A 15,689-nucleotide genomic window follows, 5' to 3' on the forward strand; every position below is an offset into this window, starting at 1 on the left:
GCGATAACGCCCAAGCGCGCACCGAATCTCGCATCGAAGTCGAGGGGAATCGCTCATTGAACTCACTTGGCCACGCTCTCACGGTCAACTCGGCGCTGCGGACGTTGTTTTGAACACCATCCTTAGGTAAGCTTTGGTGCGAAGCCAGCGTTAAGGTGTTGCCGACGATAATCCAGGCTGCTCCAGCGATGAACATTGCCGGCATGGCCAGCCACAACCGGTCCGCCACGGTCATCGCTATCATCGCTGCAGCCTGGACGGCAGTGCCTCGCAATACCAGCGAGTCGCGCGAATAGCATTCTCGCAGTCGCGGAAGCCAGTGGGCTGAGCCAATGGCTCCCGCGCCCATAGAGGCAATCAACAGAGTGTAGGCACCAGCGCCTCCACCTTTGAGTTGGCGCGCGAGCAGCGGCAACATGCACATCAATGCGGTCGAACAATGGAAGAAAATTCCAAGCCGCCACAGTACTCCCCTGAGTTGCGAGGACTGTGAAACGTACTGCAGCCCCGATCGCATGGCGTTGAAAATTCGCTCGCGCCCGTGACGATTCCTTGCGACCTCGCTCTTCCAGCGACTCACCATCCATGCCGCGATGATGGAAAGAATCGCATTGAGTAGGAACACAGCCGCGGTTCCAGCGCTGCTAATCAGAAGTCCCGCCAGGATAGGACCGAGGATTCTCGAGGCATTTACCGATACCGCGCTAAGCGCGGTGGCCGCAGGTAGTTGAGCGCGGGGTACCACTTCTGGCAACGCAGCTCCCAATACAGGCATGCGCATTGCGAGCCCGATGCCGTTGGCAAACACTAAGGCCAACAGCACCGGTGGCGTCATCCACCCCAGGTAGGAAGCAGCGCCCAGAAGGGACGCCGTTCCTGCAACCCAGACTTGTGTAACCAGAAGATAAGTCTTGCGATCCAAGCTATCCGCCAAGGCTCCGCTGGGAAGCCCGATTAGCAAGACCGGGAAGGTCGATGCCGTCTGGACCAGCGAAACCCACAGGGGCGCGGTGGTGAGCGAACTCATCATCCACGCAGCTGAAACATCACTCATCCACGTGCACACGTTGGCAACAAGGCTAGCCGTCCACAACAAGCGGAATGCTACGCAGCGGAACGGCTGCAGCGCGTGGGGCTTATCGTCACGATGAGTCATGGCGAGGATACATTAGCTGTAGCGATAATGATGCTGTGCAGTGGAAAGCAACCGGGCTTACGGGATCGACGCGTTCTCGCCCCTCTCCAACTGTCAGCGATCATGTCAGGATCGTAGGCACGCGCAGCCATCTGGTCGCGTTCGCCCATACAGAAGCGGGTCTCCGCCTTTCGATGGTTGGCGTTGCGACAATCAGGCATGCGCGTCTCATTCCTCGCTAGAATTTGTGCCGCATGCCGATGCCGGCACCGAACTGGTTCTTCTCATTCGGCGCCAGTTGATAGGCAGCTGCTGCGCCATTGAGGTTCTCGAAATTCAGTGCAGCGTTCTTGGTGAATGCAGTCGCCAGGTAGACGTCAGTGCGTTTGGACAGCGCATAGTCGGCAATGAATGTCACCTGCCACGGGTTAGCGGGGTTTAATTTGCCAGCCGCCGCGTATTGCGACTTGACGTTGTCGTAGTAGAACGCAGCTGTCAGCGTCACCGGCTGGATTGGCGAGTAGTTGACGCCGATGATCCAGAGGTCATCACGGGCCGCAGTGTTGACGGTGGGCGTGTCGTTCTTGTTGTAGCGATACACTGCCTGAGCCAGTAACTGGGGAGTAATCTGATAGCGCAGGCCAACAGCCGCCTTCTGCGTGCGCGTGTAGCTGCCTGACGCATTGCGCGCAGAATTTATGTTGTCATAAGACGTGGAAACGCCAAACTTTCCGCTCTGATAGTCCAGCCCTGCGCCATATCCCGCTGCAACGGTCATCGTACCGGGCTGCTCGCCGAAACTCCAATGCACTTCTGTTGTGAGCCCGCCGAATACGCCGCGATACTTGATCATGTTGTCGCCCCGAGATGACAGACCCGTAATGGCCAGAACCGGTTCGTATAACGTCGCGTAGGCAGCGGGAACGTAGTTGGCAAGTGCGAGAAACAGGGAGGTATACTGCCTGCCCAATGTGATCTGCTGCTTTTCAGCGGCGACACCGACCCACGCCTGCCGCCCGAACAGTCTGCCTCCCTGCAGCGATACGCCGTTGTCCAGGCCAAAGCCACTCTCGAGTGCGAAGATGGCTCGTTTCCCGCTACCGAGATCTTCGACGCCACGTAGGCCCCAACGGCTTGGCGACATCCCGCCGGAGTTCAATGCCACCTTGGAATGGCCGTCTGGGCCTGTTCCAAGATTGTGGTTGGTGTATTCAATATAGGCATCAGCGACCCCATACAACGTGACAGACGTCTGGGCCAATGCACTACCGCTTGCCATGGCGCATGCCAAGGCGATCAGGCTTCTTCTCAACACATTCTCCTCCTGGGTTTTTCTAGGGAATTGCTACGCATTCACCGTGCCGTTTGCGAGGTGAATGCGATCCAGCTTCGGGACTGGTTTTTGGTCTTGCTAACGTTGTATTCGGCGGCAGAAGGCGAAACCGTGGGCGGCGTTATGGGTAATGCGTACCGCCGCTATCTCCATGCAGGCTGTCGGTGGTCTTTAGAAGGCCGGCTCGCAGAACGGAAGCGTTCACTTGATGGCTGCCGGCTTGGCGCAGTACTCTCGCATCGGCCGGTGCGCTCCTGGCTCGCTCCAGCAACCGGTGATTGCATCTCCACCAGTGACGGGCCGCAATGACATCGCGGGCCACGCAGTCCGGCGAGCACTCCGGATTGCCTAGCGACTGCCCATCGTGGAGCCTGTGCAGGAACTCGACGCGCACATGCAGACCTAAATCGCGATGTTCAGGTCCGATCAGTCTGTCCCAAACATGGACCCGTAACATGGGCTGCAGGCGTCCGTCCGCAGTCTGCTGCATCCCAATGGATCCCATGCCAGCGTGCACCGTGCTGCCCGCCCCTTTGATCCGCACGACAAATGTGCCGCGTGCAGCCGGCGCGCCCGTGCCGATACGCAGGTTGATCGACGGAAAGCCAAGATTGCTTCCATGTCCGCTTCCACGCACGATCCGGCCAGAGATCTCATAGGGTCGTCCGAGCAGCGTGCATGTGTTCGCCAGATTTCCGCGCTCCAGTTCGTCACGAATGCAAGTGCTGGACACGCGCAGCCCCAACACTTCGTGGCTCGCCATACTGGCAACGTCAAATCCCCGCAATTTTCCCGCCTGCTGCAGCATGGTGGTGTCGCCTTCGCGTCCTGCACCGAAGCGAAAATCATCGCCCAGCAGCATGTAGCGCGCCTTCATGGCGTTGCACAGCACGTCGTCAATAAAGGACTGCGCGGGCAGCCGGGAAAATGATTCGTCGAAACGCATAACCACGAGACGGTCCACACCCCAATGCCGTAACTCTGTTGCCTTGTCGCGAAGCGTGCCGATCCGGGTAGGTGCCTGTTCAGGATGTCCCCGGCGCAGCGCGAGCCAGGTGCGGGGGTGGGGATCGAACGTCATCACGGTCGACGGCAAGCCACGGCGGTGCGCGTCGCACACCAGCTGTGCGAGCAACGCCTGGTGCCCTCGATGTACGCCGTCGAAGTTGCCGATGCTCAGCGCGCAGTCAAGGCGCTTTGAGCTGGACGGTAGCCCGCAGATGATTTCCATGCCAGCTTCCCCACGGCACACTTAACGGTCTTGCAAGGCCAACAGCACGCGCTTGGCCGCTGCAACGTCGGATTCGGGCAGACCTTGAAGCTTCTGCGCGGCGAATTCCACCGAGCGAGCAGCAATGGCCGCATTCGTGTCACGCCCCGAGTGAGTCAGCTCAAATCGGCCCGTTGCATCCTTGGCGATATAACCGTGTGCATCGAGATCGGCGAGCGTATCCTCAACCGCTTCGTGCCCGAGATACGTTAGCCGCTCCAACTCCTCCGCCGGACACGCACCGGCGCCCAGCTTATTCAGGATGCGTGTAGACGATGTGTTAAGGCCGAGGGCCTCGCGATGCTGCTGGAACTGTGCCGACATGCGCTGATTGGCGATACTGAGCAGGCGCAGCAAAGGAGCCTCGTCCACTTCGCTGGGGCGAGCGGTAGCCGCAGCTTCCCGGTTGGCCAACACGTAGGGATGACTTTGCGTAGCCGCGTACTGTCCTTGTGCGAACAACAGCGGCTCACCCTGGTAGCTCGCATGGCGCTCCACACGCATCAACAGAATGAAATGGTCGCCGCCTTCAAGCACGGCTTGCCGGCGGCACTCCAGATGGGCAATGGCCCCGTCCAGTAGTGGCGCGCCGTGCGCGTCCGGTTCCCACGCGGCCATCTGGAAGCGATCGGGATGGGCAGATCCAAACCACTGTGAGACCTGAACCTGATTGGCTGACAGTACGTTGACGGCGAGGTGCTCCGCGTCGCAGAAATCCGCCGCACTAGCGGACTCTCGGCGAATAGACCACAGCACCAGTGGCGGGTCGAGGGACACGGCGGCAAACGAGTTCACCGCCATACCCAATAGCTTGCCGTTGTGGCGCGCAGTGATCACCGCCACGCCCGTCGGGTACTGACCCAGGCAGCGCCTGAATGCGCGACTGTCAGTGTTCGGGTTCCCCTGCTCGATGAGGCGCGTGTGGTTGGAGGTAAGGGCTGTAACGCTCATGGAAGTCTCTCTGCGATGAACGGTGACGCTTACTTGTAGTAGGAGACCATCGCCATATCGACCTTGGACTGCGACGGCCCAGGCTGATCGAACATGGATCCGATGTATTGGCAGGCTGCAGCCTCACGCCCGGCCGAACCGTGGTTTCGCATTGCCATCAGGTCGCGGAACACGTTCTGCATGGGATTCCCCTCCTTGATCGCTGCGGCTCCGGCATGGGGCCAGATGTCCGCGAATGCTTCAAAGCAAGTCCCTGCGGCATCAGAAGCTTCGTAGCGGACCCGCAGCTTCTCCATCTGGGTTGGCTCCTCTGCGCGGCATGCCAGGTCGAACAGCATCCGCCAGTTCTCCAGGTGCCGTGTGCGCACACCCTTGACCTTCGTCAGTGCCTGCGCCAGGCGCACCTGCATGAAAGGGTTGGCCGACGACGCCGTGCCGGTGCCCTGACGTCCCAGTCGCACACGCGTCTGCTCAATAAACTCCTGCAGGCCGCCCATGGTCATGCCGATAGCCGCGTTGGACATCGTCGAGTTGAACATGGCCGAGAAGGACATGCGGAACAATGGCCGGTTGTTGATCACCAACCCTGCATCCGCATCGTTGAGGGTGTCAGCGAGCTTGTGTACTCGGTATTCAGGAACGAAGACCTCACGTAGCGTGACGGCTTTGCTGCCCGTACCTCGCAAGCCGGATACATCCCAGCTTTCGTGATCAATGGTGACATCGCTCAAAGGGACTACGTAGTTGCGATCACCGCCTCCAAGCACGACCCACTCGGCGTGGTCCACGCCACTGGAGAAGGTCCAGGTACCGTCGAGGATATAGCCGCCTTCCACTACGCGGGCCTTGCCGATGGGCGCGTAAGAGCTCGACGCCACCGTGTCCGGGCCATTTGCCCAGAATTCCTTCTGCATGCGCTCGTCCATCAGCGCGACCTCGAATGAGTGCACGGTGAGTTGGCCGCCGATCCATGCCGCCGACGGATCCGCAGCGCCAATTCTCATGATGCCGTCAAAGAACGCGGCCGGCGGCAGTTCAAGCCCGCCGAACTGCAGCGGCGTGAGGGCGCGGAAAACACCGACCTCCTTCATAGCGGCAACGGAGGCATCAGCAACCCGGCCGATGCGCTCGGACTCTGCGCGGTGCGCGGCAATGAGCGGAACGACTTTCTCGACGTTGGCGACGAACTCTGCGCCGGTCGCGAGCGCGCGCTCACGGTACGTGGCCCCATCCACCGCAAGAGGATGAGGGTTCGTGGACTTACGGCTGGCGATTGTTGCGGTCGCGAAGATGTCAAACGTTCCCATGGAAAGGTCCTGCGTGGTCGAGTGAAAGAATGAGGAAAGTCTATGAGTTGGCCTTGCTCAACCAAAACGATCTCTTCTCCGCTACAATGAGTTGTACTCATGCAAAAAACACCGCCAGGCCATGCACCTGCCGCGGCGCCCCCGAGACAATGAACCGGCTTCCCTCCCTCACTGCCGTGCGCTACTTTGCCGTGGCCGCGCACTGGCTTAGCTTTACCGTGGCTGCTCGTGAACTCCATGTCACTCAGGGCGCCGTCAGCAGGATGGTCCAGTCACTGGAGAGCGATCTTGGCGTGCAGCTGTTTAGCCGCAACGGCAGGTGGATCTCACTGACGCCTGCCGGCAAGGTCTATTACGAAAAAGTCAGCCAGGGACTGCGGCAGATCGAGGCCGCGGGAACGCTGGTGCGCAAATCCACTGAAGAAGATGCCCTGTCCATCGTCGTGAATGAGGGCTTTGCGACGCTGTGGCTGGTGCCCAAGCTGCCTGAATTCCGCAGCCAGCATCCCGACATTCTTGTCAATCTGTTGGGCAGTGATCCGGATTCGGCTGGCGAACCGGCCGCGCTGGCCATCCGTTACGGCACGCCGCCGTGGCCGGGTTGCGTCGCGACGCGACTGCCGGTCAGCACGACACTAGGCGTGGTTTGCTCGCCACAGCTCCAGCAACTCACCCGCCTGCGCCGGCCCGACGATCTCGTAGGACGTCCCTTGCTTGCCTACACCGGCGGCAAGCGCGACTACTGGAAGGAATACTTTGAGAAGCTCGATCTGGCCGTGCCCGACATGGCGCAATCACCACGCTTCCCGCAATTGCTGACGCTCAGGGAAGCGGCCCTTTCTGGCATAGGTTTCGCGTTGGTGCCACTGTTCCTTGTGGAGTCAGAACTGGAGGCGGGGCGCCTCGTCCGCGCCTTACCTCAGACAGTGGAGCCTGACCACGGCTACTACGTAACGCATCCGAAGGGCGCAGACCTTGACGAACGCGTCCACGCATTCAAGAAATGGCTGATTGCCAGGTCCAAGGCGGCCCCGAAGCGCGGGGAGAATGGATAGGCGCCACCCCAGCCGTTGCATCGCAAGGTGGGCGCGAAGGCGCGCCCTACGCTTACTCGTAGGGCGGCAAAGCCGGTGGGGAGATGCAATCAGCGGTCAATCCCGCCCATGCACAAGTACTTGATTTCCAGGTAGTCATCCATGCCATGGCGCGATCCTTCGCGCCCACACCCTGACTGCTTAACGCCGCCAAAAGGAGCTACCGCAGTTGAGATCAGGCCGGTGTTTATGCCAACCATGCCGGCTTCCAGCGCTGAGGATACGCGCCACAGGCGGGCCACGTCCCGGGAATAGAAGTAAGCGGCAAGACCGAAGTGAGTGTTGTTGGCCATCGCCACCGCCTCGGCCTCGGTGTGAAAGCGCAACAATGGGGCCACGGGGCCAAACACCTCCTCAACGGCCACCCGCATGTCCGACGTGACCTCGGCGAGAACAGTGGGCTCGTAGAAGGTGCCACCCAGTGCATGCCGCCGGCCCCCGGCGAGGAGCTTGGCACCCCGCTGCAGAGCGTCCCCGACCAGATCCTCCACCTTGCACAGAGCGCGCTCGTCGATCAGCGGCCCTTGAGCTACACCAGCCTCCATGCCGTTGCCAACCTTGAGCTGTAAGACCGCACCGGACAGGCGCCGCGCGAACTCATCGTACACGCCGTTCTGAACAAGCAGTCTGTTGGCGCACACACAGGTCTGGCCGGTGTTTCGGTATTTGGCAGTGATGGCCCCCTCGACTGCGGCATCTAGGTCCGCATCATCGAAAACGATAAAGGGAGCATTGCCACCCAGTTCCAGCGACATCTTCTTGATCGTCGGAGCACACTGCGCGGCGAGTAAACGGCCGACTTCCGTGGACCCAGTGAAGCTAAGCTTGCGCACCACCGGGCTGTCTGTCAGTGCTTTGCCGATCTCATGCGCCCTGCCTGTCACGACGTTGAACACACCAGGCGGCACGCCGGCGCGGAGCGCAAGCTCCGCTATCGCCAGTGCACTCAACGGCGTTTGAGCCGCAGGCTTTACAATAATGGTGCACCCGGCAGCCAGGGCTGGCGCTACCTTGCGGGCGATCATTGCGACCGGGAAGTTCCACGGTGTGATCGCGGCGCACACGCCCACCGGCTCACGCGTTACGACTATCCTCTTGTCGGCCCAGGGAGAGGGAATGGTTTCGCCGTAGGTGCGGCGCGCTTCCTCTGCAAACCATTCGGCATACGAGGCAGCAGAAGCGATTTCGGCACGGGCTTCGGCGAGTGGCTTGCCCTGCTCCGCCGTCATGAGTTGCGCCAGATCTTCCTGGTGGGCGATCATCATCTCGTACCAGCGCCGCAAGATGCGGGCGCGGTCATCGGCGGTACGCAAGCGCCAGCGCGCGAACGCATGTTCCGCCGCAGCAATGGCTCGCTCCGTTTCCAATGCTCCGGCTACCGGAACATGGCCCACGATGTCGCCGCTGGCCGGATTATGTACGGCCTCCGTCTCACCGCTGTCGGCGGCCTGCCACTCTCCGTTGATGAGGCATTCGCATTTGAGCAGGCCAGGATCCTGCAGTGTCAGTGTGGGCATTATTGAGTGTCGTGCTTAGTAGGAAACGGGAGATTGGAGGCGCGCGCCCGCAGCCGAGAAGCTGCGCCGGGACGCAAGCTGTGGGAAGGGATAGCGACGGAGGATAGGGGGCCGCCTGTGCTGACAGTCAGGCGCCGCGCTTGAAGCTGCGTGCGAGTTCGATCGCTGCGCGCACCAGGAGCACCGTATCCACTCCTACCGCCACAAACAGCGCTCCTGCGTCGAGATAGGAATGTGCCAGTGTGGGGTCTGTCGCAAGAATGCCGGCCGCCTTGCCGGCAGCGCGTACAGTCGCAATGCCCTCTTTGATGGCGCGTTGCACTTCCGGATGGCCGGGCTGGCCACGCAGGCCAATCGCAGCAGATAGGTCCGCCGGCCCGAAGAACACGCCATCGACGCCGTCGGCTTCCGCGATGGCCGCGAGATTCAGCAGCGCTTTCGGGGTCTCTGCCTGGACGAGCAGGCACATCTGGTCGTTGGCCTGGTCAAGGTAGCCCTCCACGTTCCCCCAGCGCGCCGCGCGTGCCAATGAGGCCCCCACCCCCCTGATGCCTTGCGGCGGATAACGCATTGCGTGAGCCATCAGAGACGCTTGTTCCGGCGTGTCAATCATGGGCACAAGCAGGGTCTGTGCGCCCACGTCAAGGTACTGCTTGACCAGAGCTGTATCGCCTTCGACGGGCCGCACGACCGGATGCACCGGATAGGGAGCGACCGCCCTGAGCTGCTGAAGCACGCTACGCGGGTCATTAGGCGCATGCTCGGCATCGAACAGGAGCCAGTCGTAGCCTGTGGCGGCGACGGCCTCGGCCGCATTGGCGTCGGCCAGGCCTACCCAGAGACCGATCTGAGGACGCCCCTCGCGGAGCGCTTGCTTGAAGTGGTTAATTGGCATCTTCATTGCACTACCTCAGGCGAAACGGAAGGACACTGTGCCCAACTGGCCATAGTCAACGTGAAAGCTGTCGCCGGCAGCCGCCGGCGTGGGCCGCGTAAATGACCCCGCGAGAATGACCTGGCCTGCTTCCAACCCTTCACCATGCGCCGCGATCTTATTGGCGAGCCAGGCCACGCCTGTAGCCGGGTGGTTGAGGACGCCAGCGCCCAGCCCCGTCTCTTCGACAACGCCGTTCTTGAACAGCATCGCGCCAACCCAGCGCAGGTCGACGGCATCAGGGCGCACCGGCCGGCCGCCCAGCACAATGCCGGCGTTGGCGGCAAAATCGCTGATCGTGTCAAACACCTTGCGCGGCGCCTTGGTTTCGCGGTCGAACTGCTCGATGCGGGAATCGATGATCTCTACCGCCGGCGTAACGTAGTCGGTGGCCGACAGCACGTCGAACAGCGTGACGCCCGGGCCTTTCAACGGCCGCCCCAGGATGAAGGCCAACTCCACCTCCACGCGTGGCGCAATGAAGCGTTCGGTCGGCAGTTCGCTGCCCTGCTCGAAGAACATATCGTCCATCAGTGGAGCAAAATCCGGCTCGCTGATCTGGCTCGACAGTTGCATGGCACGCGAGATCAGCCCGATCTTACGACCTTTGACGCAACGGCCATCAGCAGTTTCAAGGCACACCCATTCCCTTTGAATGGCATACCCGTCGTCGATAGTCATCTGCGGGTACTGGGAGGAGAACTGCCGCAACTGAGTGCGCGTCTTGCGCGCGTCGTAGAGCTGGCGCGCCAGCGTCGCAATCACGTCTTGAGAAAGCATGGTTTGGCTTAGGAATAGTAGTGATATCTGGCAATGTGCCGGTCACTGGGCGACGATGCCCACGTCTCGGGCCAGTGCGGACCATTCCGAGATCTCCATGTCGACGCGCTTGCGAAGTTCTTGCGCGCTGGATCCGACGGGTTCGAAGTAGATCGCCTGTATGCGCCTGGACCCCTCTGGGGATTTGATGATCGACGTCAGGTCCGCATTGAGCTTGCTGATCACCGATGCGGGCGTGCCGGGGGGCGCGAAGATCCCCATCCAGTTGTTACGGATACCGGGCAGGCCCAGCTCCTTGAAGGTCGGCACGTCAGGATAGACAGCCGATCGCTTGTCACCGGTCACAGCCAATACCTTGAGCTTGTCCTCCTTGACCAGCGGCAACATGCTGTACTCCGGTGTGAAGGCCAGTTGCGCATCGTTGTTCATCAGCGCAGACGCGTATTCTGCCGAGCCCTTGTACTGTATGGGCTCGATACGGATGCCCTTCTGCTTGAGCATTAGGTGAAAGTACAGCAGCGAGTCGCCGCCTCCTGTGGTGGCAAAGTTCAGCCGGCCCGGGTTCGCCTTCGCGTAATTCACCATCTCGTTGAAGTTCTTCGCCGGCAACGCGCCCGCAGCGGTCAATGCAAAGCGCCCTTCGGCCACGAGCGTGACTGGCTCCAGCCCTTCCGGCACCGGCACAATGGGCTTCTTCATGAAAATCTTGGCCGCTGGCCACGCTGGCGTGTGCATTAGCAGCGTCGATCCGTCCGGCGCGGCGCTGGCCACCGCCTTGGCTCCAATCATGCCGCTGGCGCCGGGCTTGTTCTCCACGATGACGGTCTGCTTGACCGCGTCATGCAAATCTTTGGCGAGGAGGCGGGCGAGCGCGTCCGGCGGCGAGCCCGCCGGATAAGGCACGACGATTGTGATGGGCTTGTTTGGATAGCCCTGCGCCATTGACAGAGTCGGGAACGGCAGGCTCAGCAGGGCAAAGGATAAGAGTAGGCCGCCGCGGCGGCGCATGGTGTCGATCAAGGCGTAGTCCTGCTAAATCAGGTCAAGGTCAACTGGAGGTTTGGCAACGAGCAATTGGCGGCGCTGGTAAACCTGTGTGCCACCAGCGCCAGGACCGTAACCCCCTTATCGCACCAAGCTGGCGGCCAGTCCGGAAACGTCTTCGACGTTCTCCAGGTTATCCAGCATCGCGAGCGCCTGCGCGGCACGCTCCAGGCCAACCGTTCCCGAGAACTCCATGTTTCTCCAGTACTTCTGGCGTACAAGATCGGCCTCAACGGGATTGTCAGCCCAGCCCAGCGGCATCTTCAGACGGCTTGCCGAAAGCCGTCTGCCGTCGCGGAGCGTGACCACGAGGCGGCTGTGCTGGTTTCCCGACAGTTCATCGCAAGGCACGAGTCGCACCCGTCGGGTGAGTTCCAAGAGTTCCGGCACATGCAGGTTCTCTTCGGTGTAGTGCTCGATGCGTACTTCGCGTCGCAACAGCACGTTCGCGATGGCATATGGAATGCTGAAGAGTAGCCGCGGCTGCGCGTCGCCCTGCTGAACTGGCTGATTGAGGAACAGGTTAACGCGGTGCGGTGGCACTTCTAGGATAACTTCCTCTATATCCTGCACCTCAAAGGCATTCGCTCGAACGATCTCAAGCGCGCTCTCAATGGGATTGTGGTTGCCGTAGCAGGAGGGATGCAGCTTATGCATGCCCTTTACGTAATAGAGGCGTCCCAGGTCCGCAACTGCGTTCTCGGGGCACGGCTTGTTGCCGTAGAGCGCGAAATACCCTTGGGGGCTCATCAGGGGATCCTTGACGCCCTTGAACCCGCGCATCGCCATCTGCACGGCGACCACGGAATTGCTGGCCGCCATGGCGCCGGGCAACTTGAAGCTGTCGACACCATCCCATAGCGACTGGAACGATCCGGCCATCAGGTGCAGCAGGATGCCGAATGCATTGACCAGTTGGTCGTGATTGGCACCCATCAGCCTGCCGACGAGCGCCGTGGCGCCGAAGGCGTTGGCCGTGCCGCAGACTTCAAAGCACTTGTTGAAGTCGAACTGGTCCGCGACTGCCATACGCGCGCCAATGTCGCCGCCCAGGATCACCGCCGCGAGCAGTTCTTTGCCGGAAGCCCGGGTAAATTCCGCGACAGACAGCGCCGTTGGCTCGGTGGTGCTACACACGTGGCCCACCATCTTGCCGGCGTTGATCCCTTCGGCCTCTGGCCCGGTCACCTCGAAGTCGAACGAGCGGCACATGACCGAGTTCATCATGGCCGCGTGCTGCAGCGGCACACGGTCGCCGTGCGAAATAATGGTCGCCTGGGACGCGCCGCCCCAACTCCGCACCAGGTCCAGCAGCGCCTGGTTGCCCGGCGCCTCTACCCCGCCAACGGTGCATCCGATCGCATCGATAAGCCGCAACCGGGCGGCCTCGACAGTCTCCGCATCAAACGATTCGAACTTCGTGTTGAGGGCGTGGTCAACGATCTGGTCAATAAGTCGCATCATCTTCTCTGTGTGTAGCTGCAAGGTGTCACTGGGGCTCGTACCTGGATTCGCGGATTTGCTTGGACCAGAACGTGGTTGCCTCACCAGCCAGGCCGCGCAGCTCCTTAGCTGGAATGTAGCGAGGTACAAAGCCGGCAGCAGTGATAAGGTCTCGCACGGCCGGCTCGGCCAGGGCGTCCCGGATGGCGTTCTGCATCGTTTCGATCTGGGCAGCCGGCACCTTGGCGGAGGCGAAGACGGCTTGCCAGTTGGAGGGGCCGACCTCGATGCCGCTTTCTGCCATTGTCGGCACTTCCGGGGCCCAACCGACCTTTTGCACGGCCGCGAGCAACCGGACCTTGCCGGCCCTGTATTGCTCCATCATTTCGCGGCACGGACCCACCGCAGCCGGTACAAAGCCCGCGGCGAGATCGATCACCATGGGTGCGCCGCCCTTGTACGGCACGGCGCGCAAATCCAGTCCGCCGTGCTTGCCGATCACGTAGCCGTAGAAATGAGGCAGCGAACCCATCGCCGGCACGCCGTAAGTTGTAAGACGCGCGTCCTTTGCGGCTGCCGCCAGATAGTCCTTGAGCGTTCGGGCGGCAACCAGTTTGGTATTGACGGCAAAGCACATGTCAAAAGAGCTGAGGCCGGCGACGGGCTGGAAATCGCGCATCGCGTCATAACCAGCCGCCTTCAAAGTCATCGGCGTGATCAGGAACTGGTCAGAGGTCAGCATAAAGGTGGTACCGTCGGCCGGCGCCAACTTCAACGCCTGCGCTGCCAACGCACCGGCCGCGCCCGGTTTGTTTAGCACAATTACGGTCGTCTTGAGTTTCGCCTGCAAGCTATGAGCCAGCGCGCGGGCGACCGTGTCGGCACCGCCTCCTGCCTGGTAGCCGACCAGCAACTTGATCGTCTCGGGCTGTTGCGCCACAGATGTCGACGAAGCCGATGCGGCCAGTGCAGCGACTGCGAGAGGGGCGCCCAGCTTTGCCCAGGCAGAGCGGATCGAGCGCAGGAATATCAGGGGGCGGCTAGCTTTCATAGTTAGTCACGAATGATTTTGTGGCTTATTGCAGTTCCAGGAAGCTGACAACGTTGCGGTTGAACTCTTCGGCCTTCTCGAACGGCACCCAAAGACCACACTTCCCGTGGATGTGCAGCCGCGAGTTGGGAATGCGGCTGAGCATGAACAGGGCGTGATCGTAGTTGAGGGTCTGGTTTTCGCGCCCCCAGATCACTAACGTATCAGCCTGAATTTTATGAAGGTCCTGCCAAATTGGTTCAATGGCGCTGCCGGAGGCGCCGCCCCTTCCCTCAGGCGCGTGGGCCATGAAGGCGGGATCAATGCTGGCCTCGTAGCGCTCGCGTACGACATCCTCAGTGATCAGAGCCTTGTCGTAGACGGTGCGCTCAAGATTGGCGCGGATGCGCTCCATGCTAGGCCCTTCACCGGTGTAGTAGTCATGAGAAGCAGGCCGCGGCGTGCCGATCTGGAACAGGGACAGGCCACCTGGCGAATTCACGACGACAAGCTTCCCCAGGCGCTCCGGATAGTCGAGTGCCATCTTTAGCGCCACGGAGCCGCCAGTTGCCATACCGAGCAGATGCGCACGCCGGATGTTCAGGGCATCGAGCATGTCCCGAAAGGTGCGCGCATAGAACGAGGTCCGCGGACCTTCCACCTGAGGCTTATCGGACAGGCCATAGCCAGGCAAATCGACGATGAGCGTTCGGAAGTGCCGGGATAGGGTCGGCAGGTTCCTGCCAAAGTTGCCCCAGCCGAAAGCGCCCGGAGCGCCGCCATGAATGCACAGCAGCACCGGCCCGTCACCTGCTTCATGGTAGTGGATCCTGATGTCCCCGGCTTCCACGAACCGGCTGGTCGCTTCGCGTGTCAAATTCATCGAATTCTCCTTCACGGGCGCCGCAGAAAGTCGATACTGGCTTCGTTGAACGCTTCAGGCTGCTCGTACTGTGCCCAGTGATCACAGCCATGCAGCTCAACGAGGTCCGCGCGCGGCGCGGTGCGGGCAATCGCGTAGGCATTCGAAAGAAACATGTTTGGAGCGTCGATCGCCGCGAAGACCTGAATTGGAAGCGACAGCGAGCGCCACTGCGCCTCGCTCAGCGCCTGGCCACCCAGCGAGAAAGCCAGCAAGTGCGGCATCGCAGCTTTCATGCGGGGATCGCGATAGATCGCCAGTCGAATCGCAACCAAATCGTCTGAAAGCGCAGCAGGGTCAATGACGAGGCTTTTCATGGCAGCGTGAACCGTCTCCCAGGTCGGATCGGCGGAGGCCGCCAGCCTGCGACTGCGCACTCCCTCGGCGACTCGTGCCTCTTCTTCGGCATCGGTGATGATGCCTGCCGGCGCGACCATAACGAGCTTGTCCACAAGCGCTGGATACGCCAGAGCCAGCGCTGCGCCGACCCACGATCCCAACGACACGCCCACTACCGCCGCATGATCGATTTCCAATGCATCCATCGTCGCGCGGACGTGCTCGGCATAGTCGTTGATCATGTAGGGATGATCCGGCTTGTCCGTCAGGCCGCAGCCAAGCATGTCGATGGCCACGACCCGAAAGTGCCGTGCGTAGGCCGCGACGTTCGCGCAGAAGTTCTCCAGGCTGCCGGCCGTGCCATGTAGCATGACGACCACGGGCGCGTCGGACGGCCCCGCTTCAAGATAGCGTGTCTGTATGCCAGCCGCGTTCACCCAGCCCAATCGGTGCGTGGTACTGAACAGCCGCTGCCAGATGCCCGGAATCCTATTCGTTGTAACATCCATGGTTTTTTTCCATTGGCCACTCAGGCATGAGTGGTGCGCCAGCAAGCCGTAGGGTCGTGACAAGGATCTCCGTCGCTGCGC

Annotated in this window: 14 protein-coding genes; 1 reads left to right on the forward strand and 13 read right to left on the reverse strand. The window is 61.3% G+C overall.

The window, feature by feature from the left end; all coding sequences use genetic code 11:
- The 5 genes from VSR71_RS32710 to VSR71_RS32730 all read right to left on the reverse strand — a co-directional run.
- Nucleotides 1–1,156, reverse strand: a 1,156-nt coding sequence (locus VSR71_RS32710) for an MFS transporter (RefSeq protein ID WP_342917709.1), incomplete at its 3' end; no start/stop codon positions are given.
- A gap of 217 nt (nt 1,157–1,373) precedes the next feature.
- A complete protein-coding gene (locus tag VSR71_RS32715; protein WP_342917710.1) occupies nt 1,374–2,450 on the reverse strand; it encodes a porin in 1,077 nt (358 codons plus the stop codon).
- A gap of 139 nt (nt 2,451–2,589) precedes the next feature.
- A complete protein-coding gene (locus VSR71_RS32720) occupies nt 2,590–3,699 on the reverse strand; it encodes a bifunctional riboflavin kinase/FAD synthetase (RefSeq protein WP_342917711.1) in 1,110 nt (369 codons plus the stop codon).
- 21 nt (nt 3,700–3,720) lie between these two features.
- Nucleotides 3,721–4,689, reverse strand: coding sequence for a flavin reductase family protein (locus VSR71_RS32725; protein WP_342917712.1), 969 nt, complete (start codon nt 4,687–4,689; stop codon nt 3,721–3,723).
- Between the two features lie 29 nt (nt 4,690–4,718).
- Nucleotides 4,719–5,996 carry an acyl-CoA dehydrogenase gene (locus tag VSR71_RS32730; protein WP_342917713.1) on the reverse strand — a complete coding sequence of 426 codons (1,278 nt, stop codon included), beginning with the start codon at nt 5,994–5,996 and terminating at the stop codon, nt 4,719–4,721.
- 29 nt (nt 5,997–6,025) lie between these two features.
- Here VSR71_RS32730 and VSR71_RS32735 point away from each other — a divergent pair, with 29 nt between their 5' ends.
- The gene (locus tag VSR71_RS32735; RefSeq protein WP_342917714.1) at nt 6,026–7,051 is read left to right on the forward strand and encodes a LysR substrate-binding domain-containing protein; all 1,026 of its coding nucleotides are present in this window, start codon (nt 6,026–6,028) and stop codon (nt 7,049–7,051) included.
- A gap of 89 nt (nt 7,052–7,140) precedes the next feature.
- On the opposite strand, the gene VSR71_RS32740 is transcribed toward VSR71_RS32735, so the two are convergent.
- From VSR71_RS32740 to VSR71_RS32775, 8 genes are all read right to left on the reverse strand, one after another.
- Complete coding sequence (locus tag VSR71_RS32740; RefSeq protein WP_342917715.1) at nt 7,141–8,607, reverse strand: NAD-dependent succinate-semialdehyde dehydrogenase; 1,467 nt, start codon at nt 8,605–8,607, stop codon at nt 7,141–7,143.
- Nucleotides 8,608–8,734: 127 nt separating this feature from the next.
- On the reverse strand, nt 8,735–9,508 hold the full coding sequence (hpaI, locus tag VSR71_RS32745) for a 4-hydroxy-2-oxoheptanedioate aldolase (RefSeq protein ID WP_342917716.1): 774 nt from the start codon (nt 9,506–9,508) through the stop codon (nt 8,735–8,737).
- Between the two features lie 9 nt (nt 9,509–9,517).
- Nucleotides 9,518–10,321 carry a 2-oxo-hept-4-ene-1,7-dioate hydratase gene (hpaH, locus tag VSR71_RS32750; RefSeq protein WP_342917717.1) on the reverse strand — a complete coding sequence of 268 codons (804 nt, stop codon included), beginning with the start codon at nt 10,319–10,321 and terminating at the stop codon, nt 9,518–9,520.
- Between the two features lie 42 nt (nt 10,322–10,363).
- Complete coding sequence (locus VSR71_RS32755; protein ID WP_342917718.1) at nt 10,364–11,341, reverse strand: tripartite tricarboxylate transporter substrate binding protein; 978 nt, start codon at nt 11,339–11,341, stop codon at nt 10,364–10,366.
- A 105-nt stretch (nt 11,342–11,446) separates the two neighbouring features.
- The gene (locus VSR71_RS32760) at nt 11,447–12,829 is read right to left on the reverse strand and encodes an MmgE/PrpD family protein (RefSeq protein ID WP_342917719.1); all 1,383 of its coding nucleotides are present in this window, start codon (nt 12,827–12,829) and stop codon (nt 11,447–11,449) included.
- A gap of 25 nt (nt 12,830–12,854) precedes the next feature.
- Entirely contained in the window at nt 12,855–13,859 is a 1,005-nt protein-coding gene (locus VSR71_RS32765) for a tripartite tricarboxylate transporter substrate-binding protein (protein ID WP_342917720.1), read from the reverse strand.
- 25 nt (nt 13,860–13,884) lie between these two features.
- Nucleotides 13,885–14,721: an alpha/beta hydrolase gene (locus tag VSR71_RS32770; RefSeq protein ID WP_342917721.1), complete on the reverse strand. Its 837-nt coding sequence runs from the start codon at nt 14,719–14,721 to the stop codon at nt 13,885–13,887.
- 11 nt (nt 14,722–14,732) lie between these two features.
- Nucleotides 14,733–15,608 carry an alpha/beta hydrolase gene (locus VSR71_RS32775; RefSeq protein ID WP_342917722.1) on the reverse strand — a complete coding sequence of 292 codons (876 nt, stop codon included), beginning with the start codon at nt 15,606–15,608 and terminating at the stop codon, nt 14,733–14,735.
- Nucleotides 15,609–15,689 lie beyond the last annotated feature (81 nt).

The organism is Cupriavidus oxalaticus (assembly GCF_038900635.1).
Lineage (GTDB): Bacteria > Pseudomonadota > Gammaproteobacteria > Burkholderiales > Burkholderiaceae > Cupriavidus > Cupriavidus oxalaticus_B.

Coding starts and splice junctions, on each gene's coding strand:
- VSR71_RS32720 (WP_342917711.1), bottom strand. CDS start 3,699: ATGGAAATCATCTGCGGGCTACCGTCCAGCTCAAAGCGCCTTGACTGC.
- VSR71_RS32725 (WP_342917712.1), bottom strand. CDS start 4,689: ATGAGCGTTACAGCCCTTACCTCCAACCACACGCGCCTCATCGAGCAG.
- VSR71_RS32730 (WP_342917713.1), bottom strand. CDS start 5,996: ATGGGAACGTTTGACATCTTCGCGACCGCAACAATCGCCAGCCGTAAG.
- VSR71_RS32735 (WP_342917714.1), top strand. CDS start 6,026: ATGAGGAAAGTCTATGAGTTGGCCTTGCTCAACCAAAACGATCTCTTC.
- VSR71_RS32740 (WP_342917715.1), bottom strand. CDS start 8,607: ATGCCCACACTGACACTGCAGGATCCTGGCCTGCTCAAATGCGAATGC.
- hpaI (WP_342917716.1), bottom strand. CDS start 9,508: ATGAAGATGCCAATTAACCACTTCAAGCAAGCGCTCCGCGAGGGGCGT.
- hpaH (WP_342917717.1), bottom strand. CDS start 10,321: ATGCTTTCTCAAGACGTGATTGCGACGCTGGCGCGCCAGCTCTACGAC.
- VSR71_RS32760 (WP_342917719.1), bottom strand. CDS start 12,829: ATGATGCGACTTATTGACCAGATCGTTGACCACGCCCTCAACACGAAG.
- VSR71_RS32765 (WP_342917720.1), bottom strand. CDS start 13,859: ATGAAAGCTAGCCGCCCCCTGATATTCCTGCGCTCGATCCGCTCTGCC.
- VSR71_RS32770 (WP_342917721.1), bottom strand. CDS start 14,721: ATGAATTTGACACGCGAAGCGACCAGCCGGTTCGTGGAAGCCGGGGAC.
- VSR71_RS32775 (WP_342917722.1), bottom strand. CDS start 15,608: ATGGATGTTACAACGAATAGGATTCCGGGCATCTGGCAGCGGCTGTTC.